Below are 15,941 nucleotides of genomic sequence, written 5' to 3' on the forward strand. Positions count from 1 at the left end.
ATTTCAGCAATGAATTCCTGTCGGAAAACGATCCGCAAAGAGATTTTCCGGGTGATCAAGGAAACTGGAAATTGCCCAATGAATGTTGAGCAAAATTAGGATTGTTAGGTTGATCTAGTTCAGTCGGAAAGTTGCGGGAACATGGTTCGAAACGACAAACATCTCGCCGAAGGTAAGTGACCTCAAGCGTCTGCGGGACAGCAATCCCTCCCAAAACGTGCATTGCGCTATTATTGTTGCCATGAATATGAACAGCTTGGTGCGTTTGCGAGAGGTTGAGCAGGGCTTGGCGAGCCTTACGGAACCAGAACAACTTGTGGAGTTTGTAAAGGCTGTGGCACTCCACGAGGATCTGCGAGAACTGATTAAGTTCTACAGGCGTCATCTCTGAGAAAACGTCCCATTCATGCCCTTCAATATCAACTTTGAGAATCATATTCCCTTCGTTGCAATGGCCGTTCTTTTTGATTTCCTCTGGCAAGCTAGAGAGGTCGCCTCCAGAAAGGGACGGTCCGGTGATGCCTCTGCGAGCAAAATGAAAATTGGGATGCGTGGTAGGAAGCCCTTCAATCGTGTGATCATATTGAAAGACATCGTAACCTTTCGCCGCCATGTCGCTGTCCCACGAAACATCGCGGTTGATTCCGATCGAATAGCAGATACGGTTCTCCGGGAAGTGAGAAACCATGACATACCCGCCGTCATAGTCCCTTCCCACTCTTTCAAACGACAGCCCAACGGGGTCTTTGGGGCTTAGATAGCCACAAAGCTCACGTGCCATTTCCGAGACGCCAATATCGAGCCGCAGGTCACGCACGTCCCTCAACTTTGTCTCGACTTTCGTAATGCGCCTTTCCAGGTCGGCAATTACAGCTTTCGACTTCTCATCTAGCTGTGGTGCCATATCGGGGGATCGAGGCTCCTTAGGCGTCGTTGTAAGCGTATCACTTTTCATATCTGCGTTCCCCCTCATTCGTAGTTCGCACTAATCGGACTCTCGGATCAGCGTCAAGTAGCTTCATAACGTATTCTTTTTCGACGTCTGGCGCATGGGGCCACTTCCCTCGAAGTTCAAGCGTATTAGGCATGCTTCGGGCAATATGCCCAGACGAAAAGAAGTCAAATCCATAAATATTAAGCTTCACCAAACCGGTATGGCGCAGATAATCAATCCAAAGCAAACCGGAGCTCGGCTCGATATTGTAATCTTTCACCAGATTTCTATAGACAAACGCGGGGAACCGTTTGACCCGTCTGGTCAGCAAAAGCCGCGGCGACAGATGATGAAAGGCTGGGTGGCAGGCGACAGTTGTGCAATTGAACAGTGGCGCAAAATAAAGCTGTCTGCTTTTGTCGCTCGTTGAGCAAGACCAGATATCGGTTTTCTTTCCTAGTGCTTGGATGCCGGAGTAACGGTCCAGGGTGTCAACCGCCAAACCTTCCCGCAAAACCGCAAGCCTTTCCTGCCCGCTCGACTTCTTGTCAACAAAGTATCCTTCGAGATACTCCGAAGGTAGGTCGCCGCCACGCATCTCCTTTCGAACGATTAGTGGATACCCGAGATTCATTCTTATGACTATATCATGGCCGTCGATCTCGCTGCCATGAATTCCTGCTGCCAGCGACGAAGCATTTCCGACAAGGGCTACGGTTTTCCCGGAGAAGATTTCTTCCGACAAAGGGGACGTCAACAATCTCGCCGCTCTTCCCCACGCCGGAGCGACGACGCGTTTATTGAAACGATTGAGACCCATACCGCTAAGCTTTTGAAGACGTTGAAGTCGAACACTCGCTTCATTCTTCAGGCGGAGGATGGCTGCGCCCGCTGGTGGCTTTGTGAGTTTTACACCGCGGGTTTGCAGTGACTTTTCAAAACCGAAATCTTCGTGAATCGGATTTGGACTATATGCAGGGGCGGCAGATCTGTCTTCATTCTTGTTGAGAACAGCTTCGTCTAGCTTGAAGCCGACCGCGTAGATATAGTTCGAGATGAACTTCGAGTAACGTTCACGTCGGTCTTCGGGATTTTCAGAGATCGCCGCGGAATAGACCTTGCCGATCGACTTCAGGTCCGCCGTGAAGACAGCAGGATCATAAATCGCCCTTCCGAATGTGATAACCGGTTTGTCAAACAACATTGCCTCGAAACCAACGCCACTGTTGATGACGGCGACGACTTTAGCTCTGCTCAGACAATCGTGAATATGGCCAGCGCGACTGAAGACTACCGCTTTTGAGGCGAATTTTTTCCTCATCCGATCAAAAATATCCGTTTCGTCAAACGGATGTTGTCGGAACATAACCTTCACCCCAGATAACTCCGCGAATTTGGCGAGTTCTTCTATAAACCTTTCGAGTGATACATCGGAATGATAGACCAAAGCATCATCACCAGGAACCTGAAGGGGCGCGAGGATGTCAAACTCAGGCAACTGATTTAGATGGTCGGCATTTTGAGGTGCTTTCGTAATCCTCTCAGCCTTTGTAATTCGAACAAAGGCATCAAGCCGATCATCAACTTCCGCGTTCTGAAAAGCATTTGAATTATATACTGTCGACGCCCCCCCCCATCCGTTGCGGTCGACGGTGAAGAGCATCGGGACGAGCTCTTGCATGTAATAGTATGCCTTCGGGTGCGGCAGTTGTGCGCTTATCAGATGGGGAACAAAGATAGTTTTCGCAAATTCGTAATTCTTCAGGGCTTCCTTTGTTATCTTCCATTGTGGCAAGGGAACAAGCCGGGCAGGCTTTCCTCGCTCCCACGAAAGCTCCACCAAAAGACGCGCCATCTGACGCCATGCTATTCGGCCCGGTCGAGCAAGCCGTTCTACGCGACGTTTGAACGTATTGTTCTCCAGATGGCTTTTCGTCCCAAGATCCTGCTTGGGATGCAGGATGATAACTTCTGGAGGGCGAGCGAAGCGCGCTCTGGTTTTTTCGCGGAATTCTCTTGCTGCTGTCGTCTCTGCCTTTTCTTTGGGAAGTCGGACCCAGATGAACCCTTCGTGCTTATGGCTCCGGTCCGCATAACGTCCAGGCAGCGCCGCGACCTTTAAAAAGCCTCTGCAGGCCTGCAGCGCCTTATATACCGCCTTCCTCTCCTCATTTTCAGAGGTCGTCTTGGCCATCCCGGAAATCGCCTGTGCAAGGAAACGGTCGACACGGGAATTTGGGAGCAGCCAGAGAGTATTAGTTAAGACCTTTTGGGAGATGCCCTTCCTGTTGAAACGCAATTTCAATGCACAGTCGGCCTTCTGCAATTCAGCTGGCAACAGAGTTATATCGCGCCGGACAAACGAACACGATTCCAACAAGAGCGTCGGAAGACGCGTTTGCAAAAGAACGTTTCTGGCAATCTGATATGGCAGCGCACGTTGATTGTCGTCGACGTCGCCGTCGAGTTCTAACTCGTACATGCTGAGGGCGATCAATTTTTGGGCAAGCGATTTGAGGAGCTCACGTGCAGCCAAGAGGTCATCAGTCAGGCAGAGGACGAGACGAACATCAGGAGAGTTTATCTCAAAGGACGCGATAAGGTCCTCGCCACTATCAAGGAATTCCTGTCCGCTACAAACAACTAGAACCTGCCAAAAGCTATAATTTGCTTCAACATTACCTATCTTCTTGAGCTTCATGTCAACCATACTTAGCAAATAGACCAGATATACATGGTATTAGCTCCACCACAGTTCGGAGCGTTTTTTGCTAAGGTCGCTGGCCCTACTCTTGCCCTCTGCTTTGCGATCGCCCTTGAGATGATCCATATAGCCTCCCAAGACGCTATTGATAAAGATGTGCCCCCGGGCAAAACGCGAACCGAGAAACTTGAACTTGGCTTCGCGATCCTGTTCCATAGCGGAAACAATCTTCCAAAACACATAGCTATCATGATTCTCTTTCAGTTTAAGGAAGTCCCCGGAGAGATAGCTTTGTTCAAACCTCTCTGCGAAATCCATGATTTTCATGTGATTCAGGTTGTATCCGACCCAGCCACATTCCGGATAACTCATGCGATTCAGATAAGCTGATAGCTGACGCCCTCGCGGAGCGAGCTTATCGATTAGCGAATGCGGCAATTCTCGATGCGTGACGGTATCAGCGTCAAGCCAAATCAATTGATCTGCAATGCCGTGCGCACGGCGGATCGCATCAGTTACTGCAAATACCTTGTTCGAGAAACGGATCGCATCCCATCGAAAGTTGTACTCCGCCTTTTTTTTCTTGGGATTCTGCCCGTTCGCGGAGGGATTGTCTTTATACAGCCGGCGAAACACTTGAAGCTTGGGAAGCGTAGCGTTGTGATCAAATACCGTCACTCTAGGGTCGGATATCTCGACCCGGACATCTTCCGCGTAAACCCAGAGCGCAACGTCCGACGGCCAATATTCCAAGAACGTTTCGATGCAGCGCTTTCCGTACTCGTTATAACCTTTCTCGTGAAATGTCGTGACAACAACGTGGCGCAGCTTGGTCGCGGGCCAGAACTTCGATAGGAGCATATTTCTAAATCCGTTGTAATTTTAGGATCGCGTCTGAGTGGCGCTTTGCGGACTCGTCAGTAGGCTGCTACAGCTTTTACGAGCCGGACGAATCTTCGGCAATAGTTTTTTGCCGAGCATCTGGAATGCCGTTACAAAATTTGAACCCGATCCAAACTTGTTGAGAAGAAACGCAATCCTAAGCGCGATCACGGATATTGTAATAGCCCATCACACCGACTCCCCACGCCATAAGGCAGCCGAAAAGCACGAGAAGGGCCAGAAGAAGGCGCCTAGGATACTGAGCGATCTCTGAGGGAGTCGGAGGTACGAAGACGGCGAGATAGCGTTCATGAGCGCCGGCATCAATGCGCGCCTTTTCTAGTCCAGCAAGAGCTGATGTATAGGCCCGATCAGCGAATTCCCGTTCCGTTTCTAGCGTCTCGTACTTCTGTATGCGGCCCGCGACATCGGAAACATTGCCCTTATCTTGTAAGTTTCCGCTTCCAAGCCGCTGCCGTTCCGTATCGATCTGCCGTTTAATACTCTCAATTTCCGTGGCCATAACCCTTATCCGCGGAGAACCGTCACTCATCTGCTTTCGAGCGGAAGCCATGGCAGTGTTCAAATCAGCTAAACGTGTTTCAAGACCGGCGATGAGTTGCGCGGCCAGCTTGGCACCCTCAACTGGGTCTACTTCCTGCGTAATGGTTCTGTAATCTCTGACCGCCCTCCGAGCATCCGCGATACGTTTCTCCGCACTGGCGACCTCTGCTTTTGCCCCGACAAGCACCTGAAGGCGTCCTTTAGCAGAGAGATCGTTGATCAATCTTTCGCTTCTTTCCACAACGAATTGCGCTACTCTCTCGGAGTCGCTGGGATCGAAAGTCTTTACCTGGAGCGTGATAATTCCCGAGGACTGGTCGAATCTAATATCAACCATGCGGCGCCAATATTCGACTTTCTCTTCGATCGGAAGGCCAGATGGCATCGCAAAGAAAAAGTCCAGGCCCCTCCGCTCAAACAATTTGTCCAGGTCGAAATGTCGTTCCAGCTCGGCGACCATTTCCTTGCTGCGGATGTATTCCATTAAAATGAAGCTGTCCCCAACCGTACTTGACGGCGACGCCTGCGAGAACATGCCTAATATATCCGTTGCAGCTGCCGATTGAATGCTGCGCACGGCGAAAGAAGCCGAGCTATCATATTGATCTGCTGCGATGAAGGCCAAGTATCCCGAAGTGACGGCTGCTGGAAGCGCGACAACTGCGATAAACGACAGCGCAATGACGCGGTGTCGCAGCTTGATTTTAAGGGGAGGTTTCGTGCCGCTCAGCTTGTCCGGATCGACGACACCAGGAATCTCTCTAATCAGCGGTTGCGCTGAAGATGGCTTTGGCGACAGGGTCGTAGATTCATTCGGGATCTCGAAAAGGAGGCGGAAGTTTGGTTCTGTTTTTGCTCGGTCGACTGCAATGGCGCGCGAATTCTCAGCCCGCGCGGATACCGGCAAATGATCGCCATCAGGTTTTAGAAAGGTTTCAGTCACTCAGTGTAGCCTTCATATTGAAATCATGATCCTTGATGGCATCTTTAACATCGTTGAAATACTGAAGCTTCCCATTCTCGAGAACGATGCCTGACTGGCAATAGTCTCGGATTGTCGAGGTCGAATGCGAAACCATGATCACATTCGAATCCTTTAATCTCTCATTGAAGACCGCTCTGCATTTCGTTCTGAAGGCCACGTCACCAACTGCCGTAATTTCATCGACGAGATAATAATCGAACTTAATTCCAAGGGACAAGCCGAACGCTAAACGCGCCTTCATGCCTGATGAATAAATGGAAACCGGTGATCTAAAAAATGGTCCCAACTCCGCAAAGTCCCTAACATAATCTATCAAAGCTTCGGTATCGACGCCATACACTCGCGCGACGAATCTCACGTTCTGCTCACCTGTCATGGAGCTTTGAAAACTTCCGGCAAAACCGAGCGGCCAGGAAACCCTTGCTCGGCGGATGATCCGCCCGCTGTCCAATTGCATGGTTCCCGCTATCAATCGAAGAAGGGTTGATTTTCCTGCTCCATTCCTGCCCAACAGACCGACGCTTTGACCTTTCTCGATAGTGAAATCAACATTATCGATAATTGTCTTGGCGATGCCTTTCGCCCGCACAATTTTTGTAGCTCTGTCGAAAATGATCATTCGCTTCTCAGAGTCGATTTGAAAAAGGTGAAGAACGACATTCCGATAAACACCGTAATCGCGCTGAAAATGCTCAGATATGTTACATCCAAAGATTGCGGGTTGTACTCTGGATAAAATCCAACGCGGAACAGCATTACTACGTGGCAAAGCGGGTTCAGTAGTACTATGTCTCGGTAAGGATATGGTAACGCATCTGGTAGGAAAAATACGCCGCTAATGAGATATAGCGGGCGTGTGACGATCTTGAAGACCTTTTCATACAAGCCATTCTGAAACGCCACGTTGTTGAAGAGACCGATCCCGAGGCCGATAGCGCTGGCAGAGACCACCGCTTGCGATAGCGCAATCCAGTTCAACGTCGGAGGAACGGGCAACATCGCCGAAATGATAGCGAGGACAATCGCTGCCACGACTACTGTGGTGACTAGTTGAAGGATAAGCCGCGCCAAAATCGTATCGATTGGTGCGACGGACGGATAGCTCAACAGCGAGCGGTTCGATTTAACTGCGCCGTTGATGTAGCCACTCATAGCGGCATAGAATTGAAAAGCCAGAAAACCCGTGGCAAAGAATAGGGGAAAGCTCGACCCTAAGACGGGCCGGCGAGAGATCGAACCGAAGAGTAAGGAAAGCAGCGTGATGTGAGCAGCGGGATCTAAAAACGCCCAAAGATAGCCACCAGGCTTGCTTCCGAAGCGCGACGCCATTTCCCGCACAAGTAGAGCGCCAACAACTCGAACGTGGGTTCGGAAGAGCTGTCTGCTGTCAACGTCGCCCTCGTTTCCTACGAACTCAGACATTCAACCACGCCGCCTTTAAGTCTTGCTTGAGTTCCCGCATCCCCTCGCCTACCTCCATCGAGCTGATATTGTTGGTGCACGGCAATTTTGTCAAATGAGTGAGGCGCCGTAAACTTTTGGACCTAACAAAAATGACGTCACTTTGCGTCGACGTTCTCGGGATCTGCGCCCTATTCTTCAAGATATCTCGTGGCTCAATATTAAACGTGTCACGACAGCGAATTGAACACTTTGATCGGCTCTCCTGGAGGCCACTCCCTCGACAATGGCGCCCGCTAAAGATACGACCTTACGGCAATGCGTACCTATCCGGCCGTGCGACGGCCAGGTAGCGTCATCGCAACAATCCCCGCTCCCCGAACTGCTATCTTTGCGTCACATGCAGAACATGGTCACGCGCAGCAAACCACTCGTCGGCATAATCGTCGTCTTTATATTCAGTGAAATAGGGACCGCCGTCGGTAAAATGCACCAGATCCGCGCTTTCATTGTATTCGTATTCGTTAACCAGCCAATTCCAGGTCCGCGGCAGTTCACCGATCAAGTCGTCGGATTGAAGCCATTTAAACTGATGCAGTTCGAGGCCGGTGGCGCTATTGACATAGTCCAGTGACAGTTTCTCACATTTGGCATTGTTGAAAAGAATGACGCTGGACCAGTTCTTCTTTTCATATTTCGTTTGCACCTGACCGAGAAACTTCGTTTCCACCTTTGGTACGTAATCATGTTTTACGCACATGGCGCTGTAGCGATCATCACGCAATTTCCAGAGCTCAGCGATATCCGTTCGCATCAGCATGTCGCAATCTGCAAAAAGAGACCAGCCCTTGTAGCTGCTGAGATATGGAACGAGGAAGCGCGAGAAAGAGAACTCCGTCGACTGAAGGGGATTTCTTTCGCGTGTGAAGATGCCATCCAGAGTGGGAAGCGCGATGGGAATGAACTCTACCGGAATCGAACTCTTTTCAAGAATACTCTGGCAAAGCACATGGTACGCTACCACTTCCTTACTATCAAATCCCACAAATACACGGGCTGTCTCAGTCATATCTTTTCCTCTTCATTAATTTGATGGCCGACTGCCAAACGCTTATCAGTCGATTATTCGACAGAGCATGTCATACGCACCGCGAGCAATTAACGGGCAACAGTTACGTTCGAATAAAAACATCCACCTCATCCCTCTTCATGATTTAAAGCCTTTAGGCCACGCCTAATCTCAACAGATCATGGAAATGTATGAGACCAAGCAGGTGATTTTCCTCATCGACGACAATGAGGGCTCCTATTTTGTATTGCTCCATAACTGGCAACGCATTTTCGACGAATTCCCGCGGCCTTATGGTCTTCGGCTCTCGTGTCATGATGTCGTCGACAAGTAGATCAGAGAGGCCACTCTTTATCTTTTTGGCGATATCGCCCTGTGTCACGATCCCGCGAAGACGCCGGTCTCGGCTCAAAATGGCGATGCAGCCGAAGTGCTTTTGTGAAAGGACGGTGACGGCCTCAGGTAGTGGGGTTCCCGCAAATACTAGCGGAACGCGCCTTCCGACATGCATAACGTCCTCCACACGCGTAAAACTAGCGCCGAGCTTTCCGCCAGGGTGAAACACCTTGAAATCCTGAGCGGAAAAGTTTCTTGCCTCGAGCAACGCGATAGCGAGAGCGTCGCCGAGCGCGAGTTGCACTATCGCCGAGGTCGTAGGCGCCAGACGATGTGGACAAGCTTCTTCAACAGTGGGCAGGAGAAGAGTGACGTCAGCGGCCGATGACAACGTTGACTGCTGTGAAAACGTCATTGCTATGAGCGGAAGCGAAAATCGCCGCGAACAATTAATGATATTACGCAACTCAGCACTACTTTTGGAAAGTGCGATGACAATGTCGCCACTGCCGATCATGCCAAGATCCCCGTGGCTTGATTCGGCCGCGTGAACGAAGAATGCCGGGGTGCCCGTCGATGCAAGCGTCGCAGCGATCTTCGCTCCGATGTGTCCGCTTTTCCCCACTCCGGTGACAATGACACGTCCAGTCAACCGCAGGATGAGCTCTACCGCTTTCGCGAAGGAGCCAGCGAGCGATGTATTAAGCGCCTGCCCTATTGCTTCGAGCGCGCGGCTTTCGGTGCTTATCGTCCGCAATGCGGACGCTATAGCTCCATTGTCGACGAAGGTTAACGCTGCTTCAGTCATACGTGGGAATTAGCGACTTCCTTCCGACTTGTCCATTGCCTCACTCGCGTTTCAGGCGTGCGTTTTTAAGCAGCCAGGTAGGCAGGCTTCATGGATGCGGGCCGGCCGCGCAGACGGCCGCAGCTTTAGAAACTCCTACCACTATAACGTTTTTGGAATTGGCCACATTTATCGACTCTGCGCGGAAACTCTTGGAAAGTTCAGCATTGATTTATGACTTGACTTGGGCTTCAAAGCTCCAGATTTCTGAACCTGTCCCGCACTAATAGGAAGAGAATTATTGGACGGCGTCTTCGCAAAAAAAGTCAAGATCGCACCGAATGTCAAAGTCGAATGCGAAAAGCCTGTAAAGCTTGCTGGCCCCATTCTCTTCCGGCGCGATATCCGGATCGGCGCTTATTCCTACGTATTTCGGTCCGATATATGGAATCTCTCCAAGATAGGTCGATATTGCAGCATTGCGCCAGGCTTGGTGGTGGGTGCAGACTCCCACCCGGTCAACTGGTTAAGCACCTCGCCCTTTCAATACGCCCCCGGTAAGCTCGATTGGACAGGCTGGTCTACGACATTCGTACCCGAGGGAAGATCGCCTGAAAATGATCCATCATTGGAAAAGGGGATTCCCAAGATCGGTAACGACGTCTGGATTGGCGGCGATGTTTCCATCCTAAGTGGCGTGGAGGTCGGGGACGGAGCGATCATCGCTGCGGGGTCCGTCGTCACTAAATCTGTGCCTCCTTACGCTATCGTTGGCGGAGTACCGGCGAAGCTGATCAGGATGCGGTTCTCGGACAAGCTGATTGGCAGGATGCTTAAGATAAAGTGGCATCGCTTCGACGCCATCGATCTAAGCGGACTACCGTTCAGCCGCCCGGACGAAGCGCTCGATATCCTCGAACAACGCATTGCGGCCGGTCTACAACCTTTGCCGCGAAAGTACGTGCCACTAGTGATCTGACCTTGAGCGAGAATCGGCGAACCGTGCCCCCGATTCATCTCTGAGACATTGAGCAAAGGCTTAACACGCATGAAATTTGGAACAAGCGGCCTGCGCGGCCTTTCCGCCGATCTGGAAGCAGGGCGTCGATGGTCTACGCGACAGCGTTCGGGCAATATCTTCTTGAGAGCGGGCGCGCGCAAGAAGGCGACCTCGTCATGCTCGGCCGCGATTTTCGCGATTCCAGCCCTGCAATCGCTGCGACATGCGCTCTCGCGCTGACCGGGCTTGGCTTCAGGGTCGCCGATTGCGGCACCGTCCCGACACCAGCGCTGGCATTTTATGGATCCCGAAACAAGGCCGCGAGCCTGATGATCACCGGCTCGCACATCCCGGCGGACCGCAACGGCATCAAATTCTACCGACCCGATGGCGAGATCGACAAGGCGGACGAAGCCGCGATTTCCGATCTTGCAGTCAAGCTCGACCGCTCCCTGCCTGAAGAGGCAATGGCGGAAAAAGCGAAGGTCGAGGACCGGTCCGGCGACTGCGCTAGAGCCTTCATGGCCCGCAATGCCGGCATTCTCTCCAAAAATGCCCTTTCCGGCCAAAGGATCGGCGTCTATCAGCATAGCACCGTTGCCCGCGACATGATGGTGCAGCTGTTGTCGCACTACGGCGCCGAAGCCATCGCGCTTGGACGATCGGAGACCTTCATCCCGGTCGATACCGAAGCCGTTTCGACGCAGACCGTTGCGCTCCTCAAGGATTGGGCGCAGTCGCTGACCCTTGATGCGCTCGTTTCGGCCGATGGCGACGGCGACCGGCCACTGGTGACGGATGAGAACGGCACGCCCCTGCGCGGCGACTTGCTGGGGCTGATCACTGCGAATTTCCTGGATGCCGGGACCGTGGTCACGCCTGTCACCTCCAACTCCGGCATCGAAGCCGCCGGCGCCTTTGCCGTCGCCCGCACGCGCGTCGGCTCACCCTTCGTCATCGCCGGCATGCAGGAGGCGATCTTCGCGGGCAAGGACCGCGTGATGGGCTTCGAGGCCAATGGCGGCCTGCTGACCGGTTCGGATTTCAGCGTCAATGGCAGGACGCTGGAGGCACTGCCGACACGCGACTGCTTCCTGCCGATCCTGGCAGTCCTTGCGCTGGCAGCGGCGCAAAAGAAGCCGCTGTCGGTCATTGCCGCTTCCTACAATCTCCCGATCGCGGCGGCCGATCGGCTGGAGAACTTCCCCGTCGAGACGAGCGCAAAATTGATGGCTTACCTGCGCGCCTTGCCGGAAAACCTGGCGGATTTCCTGAAGCCCCTTGGAAGCCCGTCCACGGCGAGCGACATCGACGGCTTGCGCGTCACGCTGGCCGACAGGCGCATCATCCACTTTCGCCCCTCGGGCAACGCGCCGGAGATGCGCTGCTACGTCGAAGCGCAAACCGAACATGCCGCAAGCCAGTTGCTTGAAGCCGGACTGAGCCGGATCAGGCAGTGGGCCGGACAGAACTGATTGAAGACAGAAGATTTTGAGGAAACGCACCCGATGACGCAAAAGATCGTTCCCGTGATCATGGCAGGAGGCAAGGGCACACGCCTGTGGCCGCTGTCGCGCGCTGCAGCCCCCAAGCAGTTCATTCAGTTCATCGGCGACAAGACGCTGTTTCAGGAAACGCTCGCCCGCGTCTCCGATCCGGCCCTCTACGAAGCACCGGTCGTGCTGACCAATGAGGAATTCCGCTTCCTCGTGGCCGAACAGGCCCGCGAACTCGATCACGCGCTGAAGGCGATCCTGCTGGAGCCGGTTGCCCGCAACACCGCACCCGCCGTTGCCGCCGCTGCCGCCCTCGTTGCCGACCTTTTCGGCAAGGACGTGATCATGCACGTGCTTGGCTCGGACTATGAGATCGTCGCCGATCAAAGCTATTTCGACAGCGTCCGCGCCGCGCGCGAAACGGCCGCCAGCGGCAAGCTCGTGACCTTCGGCATCGAGCCGACCGAGCCGGCAACCGGCTACGGCTATATCGAAGGCGGCGAGAACCTTTCGGCAGGCGCACAGACCGTGAAGCGCTTCATCGAAAAGCCGCCCTTGGACAAGGCAAAGGAGATGGTGGCTGCCGGCGGCTTCTACTGGAATTCCGGCATGTTCATGTTCCAGATCGACTCGCTGCTCACCGAGATATCCGAGTACGCCCCGGACGTCATGACCGCGGTCAGCGACGCTGTCGCAAAGGCCGCGCGCGATCTCGACTTCGTCCGTCTCGACGCCCAATCCTTTGCGAAGGCCCCCAGTATCTCGATCGACTATGCGATCATGGAAAAGACGGCCAATGCCGCTGTCGTGCCCTCGCCCTTCAAATGGTCGGATCTCGGCAGCTGGGATTCCGTCTGGAAAACCGGGACGCGCGACCCGAACGGCAATGTCGCGACCGCCAATACGACGCTTGTCAACAGCCGCAACTCGCTGGTGATGAGCCACGGCGTGCATCTTGCCGTCCAGGGGATGGAAGATGTCGCGGTGATCGCCAGTGAGGATGCCGTCTATGTCGGCAAGCTGCAGGACAGCCAGAGCGTCGGCGATCTCGTCAAGACGCTCGCCGCCCTGCCCGCGACGTCGAAACTGACGCAAACCCATCCGACCTCGTACCGGCCGTGGGGCGGTTATACCTCGATCTTCAACGGCGACCGTTTCCAGGTGAAGCGCATCTTCGTCACACCCGGCAAGAAGCTCTCGCTGCAGAAGCATCACCACCGCTCGGAACATTGGATCGTCGTCAAGGGCACGGCCGAGGTGACGATCGGCGAGAATGTGCAGATGCTGCGGGAAAACGAGTCTGTCTATATCCCGCTCGGCGAGGTGCACCGCCTCGCAAACCCGGGCAAGATCTTGCTCGAACTGATCGAAGTGCAGACCGGCTCCTACCTCGGCGAGGACGATATCATCCGCATCGTCGACGAGTTTGGGCGCAGCTGACTGGGACTAGTGGACTGGCGTGTCGTTGCGGCGAGACCGTTCATGCGATCCCCTCGGCGCCATTAGCTACGGCCAGTGACCAATCCGGCATGCGATTACCGCCGCGCCTGCTCCAGTGCCAGAGCGACGATCCGCGACTTGAGTCATCGCGCTGCCGCCGAAGTTGCGTCGGGCGTGCTTTCGAACCGCTCAGCGATCGCAGCGATCATGCAATTCACGATATAGCCGCAGACATAAAATTGCGGCTCATTACGTGAGCGGCCGATTTTCCAAAGCTCATCTGGTTCGCCTGACGGTTTCTCCGCGGCATACGGGATAGTCCGTCGTAACCGTCCTAACAAGTGCCGCGAATGCAACCATGCCGGGATCATCTAGATCTTGGCTTTTTTCTGGCCACATCCGTGCCCGCCCCACACGACAAGGTCGGCCCTTGAACCGCAAAATGGCGACCCCGGCTGATTCGACCGCTGCATTCGCTATCGCAGCCCAACCATTCAATCCGTCAGTGGAAACCGCAACCGCATCGACCGAATCGATGATGGTCTTGTCACCGAGACGCGATTTTCCCAAGTCCAGCATAGCGTCCCGAGCAGATCTCAACAAAATCGCGGTCTCAGAAGCCGGCCAAGGGCCACTATGTGATTGTGTTTGTCGCGACACTGCAAAGAGAGCCGCACTGATGAGTGTGCCAAGGCTTGATCCGGTGCTTGCGCTCGCGGTGAAGGCAAGCGTGTTGAAGGCCTCACTTAAGCTTATGCCTCGGATATCAACGCTTGCGAGAGCCCGCAGCAGCCGTGCCAACATGGTCCCGGTGTCACCATCGCCCAATTCCCGATCCGCAGCATTAAGCGGCTCCTCGAGGGTCGTCATTGCGTTGGCAGCGCGTTGAACGAGAAGCCACAGTTCATCGGATGTAATGGAAGTCATTGCACACTCCAGAACGGGCAATTCGCCTGAGTTGACAGCAGTTTCTCAAGCTCGTCGTCCAAGAAGCATAGGGTAATCGACAGACCGGCCATCTCCATTGAGGTTGCAAATGGCCCGACCATCGGCATGACGACATGAAGTCCCTCCTCCACGAGGACTTTTCCGGCACGTTGAAAGGCGATGTACAGCTCCTCCAGCGGCGTTGCCCCGAGACCATTGACCATTACCGCCAGACGCCGGTATTCCATCTCATCAGGCCGCTCCTCGAGAAGTCGACCAATCATCTCATCGACAAGCGCATCGGCAGACGCCATAGGCTTGCGCCACAGACCAGGCTCTCCGTGAATCCCAAGGCCGAGCTCAACTTCATCATCGCCGAGTACGAAAATTTCACCGGTCGCACCCGGCAGGCGGCAACCTTTCATTCCAAGACCGATCGTCCGCGTGCGTGCCACCGTCCTCCGTGCAATCTCCGCAACGTCCTTCAAGCTCGCACCGCTTCTTGCGGCGGCGCCCGCCGCTTTATAGGCGAACACGATGCCGGCAACGCCACGCCGCTTTGAAATTTCCTCGCGGCTGGCACTTGCTATGTCGTCCGTCGCAAGCACGGTCTCGATGTCATTTGTCGCGGCAAGTTTGCTCGCCATGTCGAAGTTCATTCTGTCGCCGCCATAGTTTCCATAGAGGAGCAGAACCCCGTTGCCACCGTCGGCCAGGTTGATCGCATCGACGCAGGATTGCAGGTTCGGTCCTTCAAACACGTTGCCGACAGCACAGCTGTCGGCGAAGCTGTGGAGTATGCAAAAGGCCTTCGGGCTAAAGTCCACAGGGGCTGGTAATCAACGGCTTTCCAACTCCCCGACTGCTGGATCCGCCAGGACTTCTGGCTGTGGGAGCTCATATATGGCACAGAATTATCCGCTTGAAACGCCGGCATTTCCGGTTGAGGAAATAGCCAGCAACTCGGTTTCACTTCACCCCGTCGATCAAGAGGTCGGAAAACGCATTCGCGTACGCCGTCAGCAATTGCGAATATCACAGGCCGCGCTCGGTGCGGGCGTTGGTGTTTCATTCCAGCAAATTCAAAAATATGAGCGTGGCGTCAATCGCGTCAGCTCGTCCGTACTCTATGAGATTGCTGCGGTCCTTGACGTATCGATGGCCTATTTCTTTGAAACGCTTTCGAAGCCTGGTTGCGGCAGCGGTGCAGTGTTAAGCCGCAAAGCCGACATACGCGAGGAATTCATAGCGACTGATGAGGGTCAACGGCTCGTGGATGCGTTCATGGCGATACCAAAGAAGATGCGCCCGAAGTTCATTTCTCTCCTTTCCACTTTCGGCAGCGTGAACGACTGAACTCCTCCTTACAACGGGCTGGAGGCGCCCGCTGAACGTGTGGCGTGGGCGAATTATCCC

13 protein-coding genes and 1 pseudogene are annotated in these 15,941 nt (G+C 53.9%); 4 read left to right on the forward strand and 10 right to left on the reverse strand.

The genetic code is table 11. The annotated features are described in order from the left end of the window. Nucleotides 1-55: 55 nt before the first annotated feature. From QA644_RS14395 to QA644_RS14430, 8 genes are all read right to left on the reverse strand, one after another. A complete protein-coding gene (locus tag QA644_RS14395; protein ID WP_239597580.1) occupies nucleotides 56-955 on the reverse strand; it encodes a hypothetical protein in 900 nt (299 codons plus the stop codon). Continuing rightward, on the reverse strand, nucleotides 945-3,635 hold the full coding sequence (locus QA644_RS14400) for a glycosyltransferase family 29 protein (protein ID WP_283069143.1): 2,691 nt from the start codon (nucleotides 3,633-3,635) through the stop codon (nucleotides 945-947). The genes QA644_RS14395 and QA644_RS14400 overlap by 11 nt, the downstream gene beginning before the upstream one ends. A 39-nt stretch (nucleotides 3,636-3,674) precedes the next feature. Further along, a complete protein-coding gene (locus tag QA644_RS14405) occupies nucleotides 3,675-4,499 on the reverse strand; it encodes a hypothetical protein (RefSeq protein WP_283069144.1) in 825 nt (274 codons plus the stop codon). A gap of 178 nt (nucleotides 4,500-4,677) precedes the next feature. Then, complete coding sequence (locus tag QA644_RS14410) at nucleotides 4,678-6,027, reverse strand: RkpR, polysaccharide export protein (protein ID WP_283069146.1); 1,350 nt, start codon at nucleotides 6,025-6,027, stop codon at nucleotides 4,678-4,680. After that, a complete protein-coding gene (locus QA644_RS14415; RefSeq protein ID WP_283069148.1) occupies nucleotides 6,020-6,688 on the reverse strand; it encodes an ABC transporter ATP-binding protein in 669 nt (222 codons plus the stop codon). The genes QA644_RS14410 and QA644_RS14415 overlap by 8 nt, the downstream gene beginning before the upstream one ends. Further along, nucleotides 6,685-7,491, reverse strand: a complete 807-nt coding sequence (locus tag QA644_RS14420) for an ABC transporter permease (RefSeq protein ID WP_283069149.1) — start codon at nucleotides 7,489-7,491, stop codon at nucleotides 6,685-6,687. The genes QA644_RS14415 and QA644_RS14420 overlap by 4 nt, the downstream gene beginning before the upstream one ends. A 364-nt stretch (nucleotides 7,492-7,855) precedes the next feature. Continuing rightward, nucleotides 7,856-8,539: a glycosyltransferase gene (locus QA644_RS14425; RefSeq protein WP_239597569.1), complete on the reverse strand. Its 684-nt coding sequence runs from the start codon at nucleotides 8,537-8,539 to the stop codon at nucleotides 7,856-7,858. A gap of 154 nt (nucleotides 8,540-8,693) precedes the next feature. Continuing rightward, entirely contained in the window at nucleotides 8,694-9,683 is a 990-nt protein-coding gene (locus QA644_RS14430; protein WP_283069151.1) for a KpsF/GutQ family sugar-phosphate isomerase, read from the reverse strand. A 280-nt stretch (nucleotides 9,684-9,963) separates the two neighbouring features. On the opposite strand from QA644_RS14430, the gene QA644_RS14435 reads away from it, so the two are divergent. The 3 genes and pseudogenes from QA644_RS14435 to QA644_RS14445 all read left to right on the forward strand — a co-directional run bounded on the left by QA644_RS14435 (nucleotide 9,964) and on the right by QA644_RS14445 (nucleotide 13,598). Next, entirely contained in the window at nucleotides 9,964-10,641 is a 678-nt protein-coding gene (locus QA644_RS14435; protein ID WP_283069153.1) for a CatB-related O-acetyltransferase, read from the forward strand. A gap of 69 nt (nucleotides 10,642-10,710) precedes the next feature. Beyond that, nucleotides 10,711-12,137 (forward strand): annotated as a pseudogene (locus QA644_RS14440) (phosphomannomutase). A gap of 33 nt (nucleotides 12,138-12,170) precedes the next feature. Then, nucleotides 12,171-13,598 (forward strand): mannose-1-phosphate guanylyltransferase/mannose-6-phosphate isomerase, encoded by a 1,428-nt coding sequence (locus QA644_RS14445; protein ID WP_283069155.1) that lies wholly within the window; start codon nucleotides 12,171-12,173, stop codon nucleotides 13,596-13,598. A 276-nt stretch (nucleotides 13,599-13,874) separates the two neighbouring features. Here QA644_RS14445 and QA644_RS14450 read toward each other — a convergent pair whose 3' ends face one another. Further along, a complete protein-coding gene (locus QA644_RS14450) occupies nucleotides 13,875-14,525 on the reverse strand; it encodes a DAK2 domain-containing protein (RefSeq protein ID WP_283069157.1) in 651 nt (216 codons plus the stop codon). After that, complete coding sequence (locus tag QA644_RS14455; RefSeq protein ID WP_283069158.1) at nucleotides 14,522-15,286, reverse strand: dihydroxyacetone kinase subunit DhaK; 765 nt, start codon at nucleotides 15,284-15,286, stop codon at nucleotides 14,522-14,524. Before QA644_RS14455 ends, QA644_RS14450 begins: the two co-directional genes overlap by 4 nt. A gap of 142 nt (nucleotides 15,287-15,428) precedes the next feature. Here QA644_RS14455 and QA644_RS14460 point away from each other — a divergent pair, with 142 nt between their 5' ends. Next, entirely contained in the window at nucleotides 15,429-15,881 is a 453-nt protein-coding gene (locus tag QA644_RS14460; RefSeq protein WP_283069160.1) for a helix-turn-helix transcriptional regulator, read from the forward strand. Nucleotides 15,882-15,941: the final 60 nt, after the last annotated feature.

The organism is Rhizobium sp. CC1099, from assembly GCF_029714385.1.
Lineage (GTDB): Bacteria > Pseudomonadota > Alphaproteobacteria > Rhizobiales > Rhizobiaceae > Rhizobium.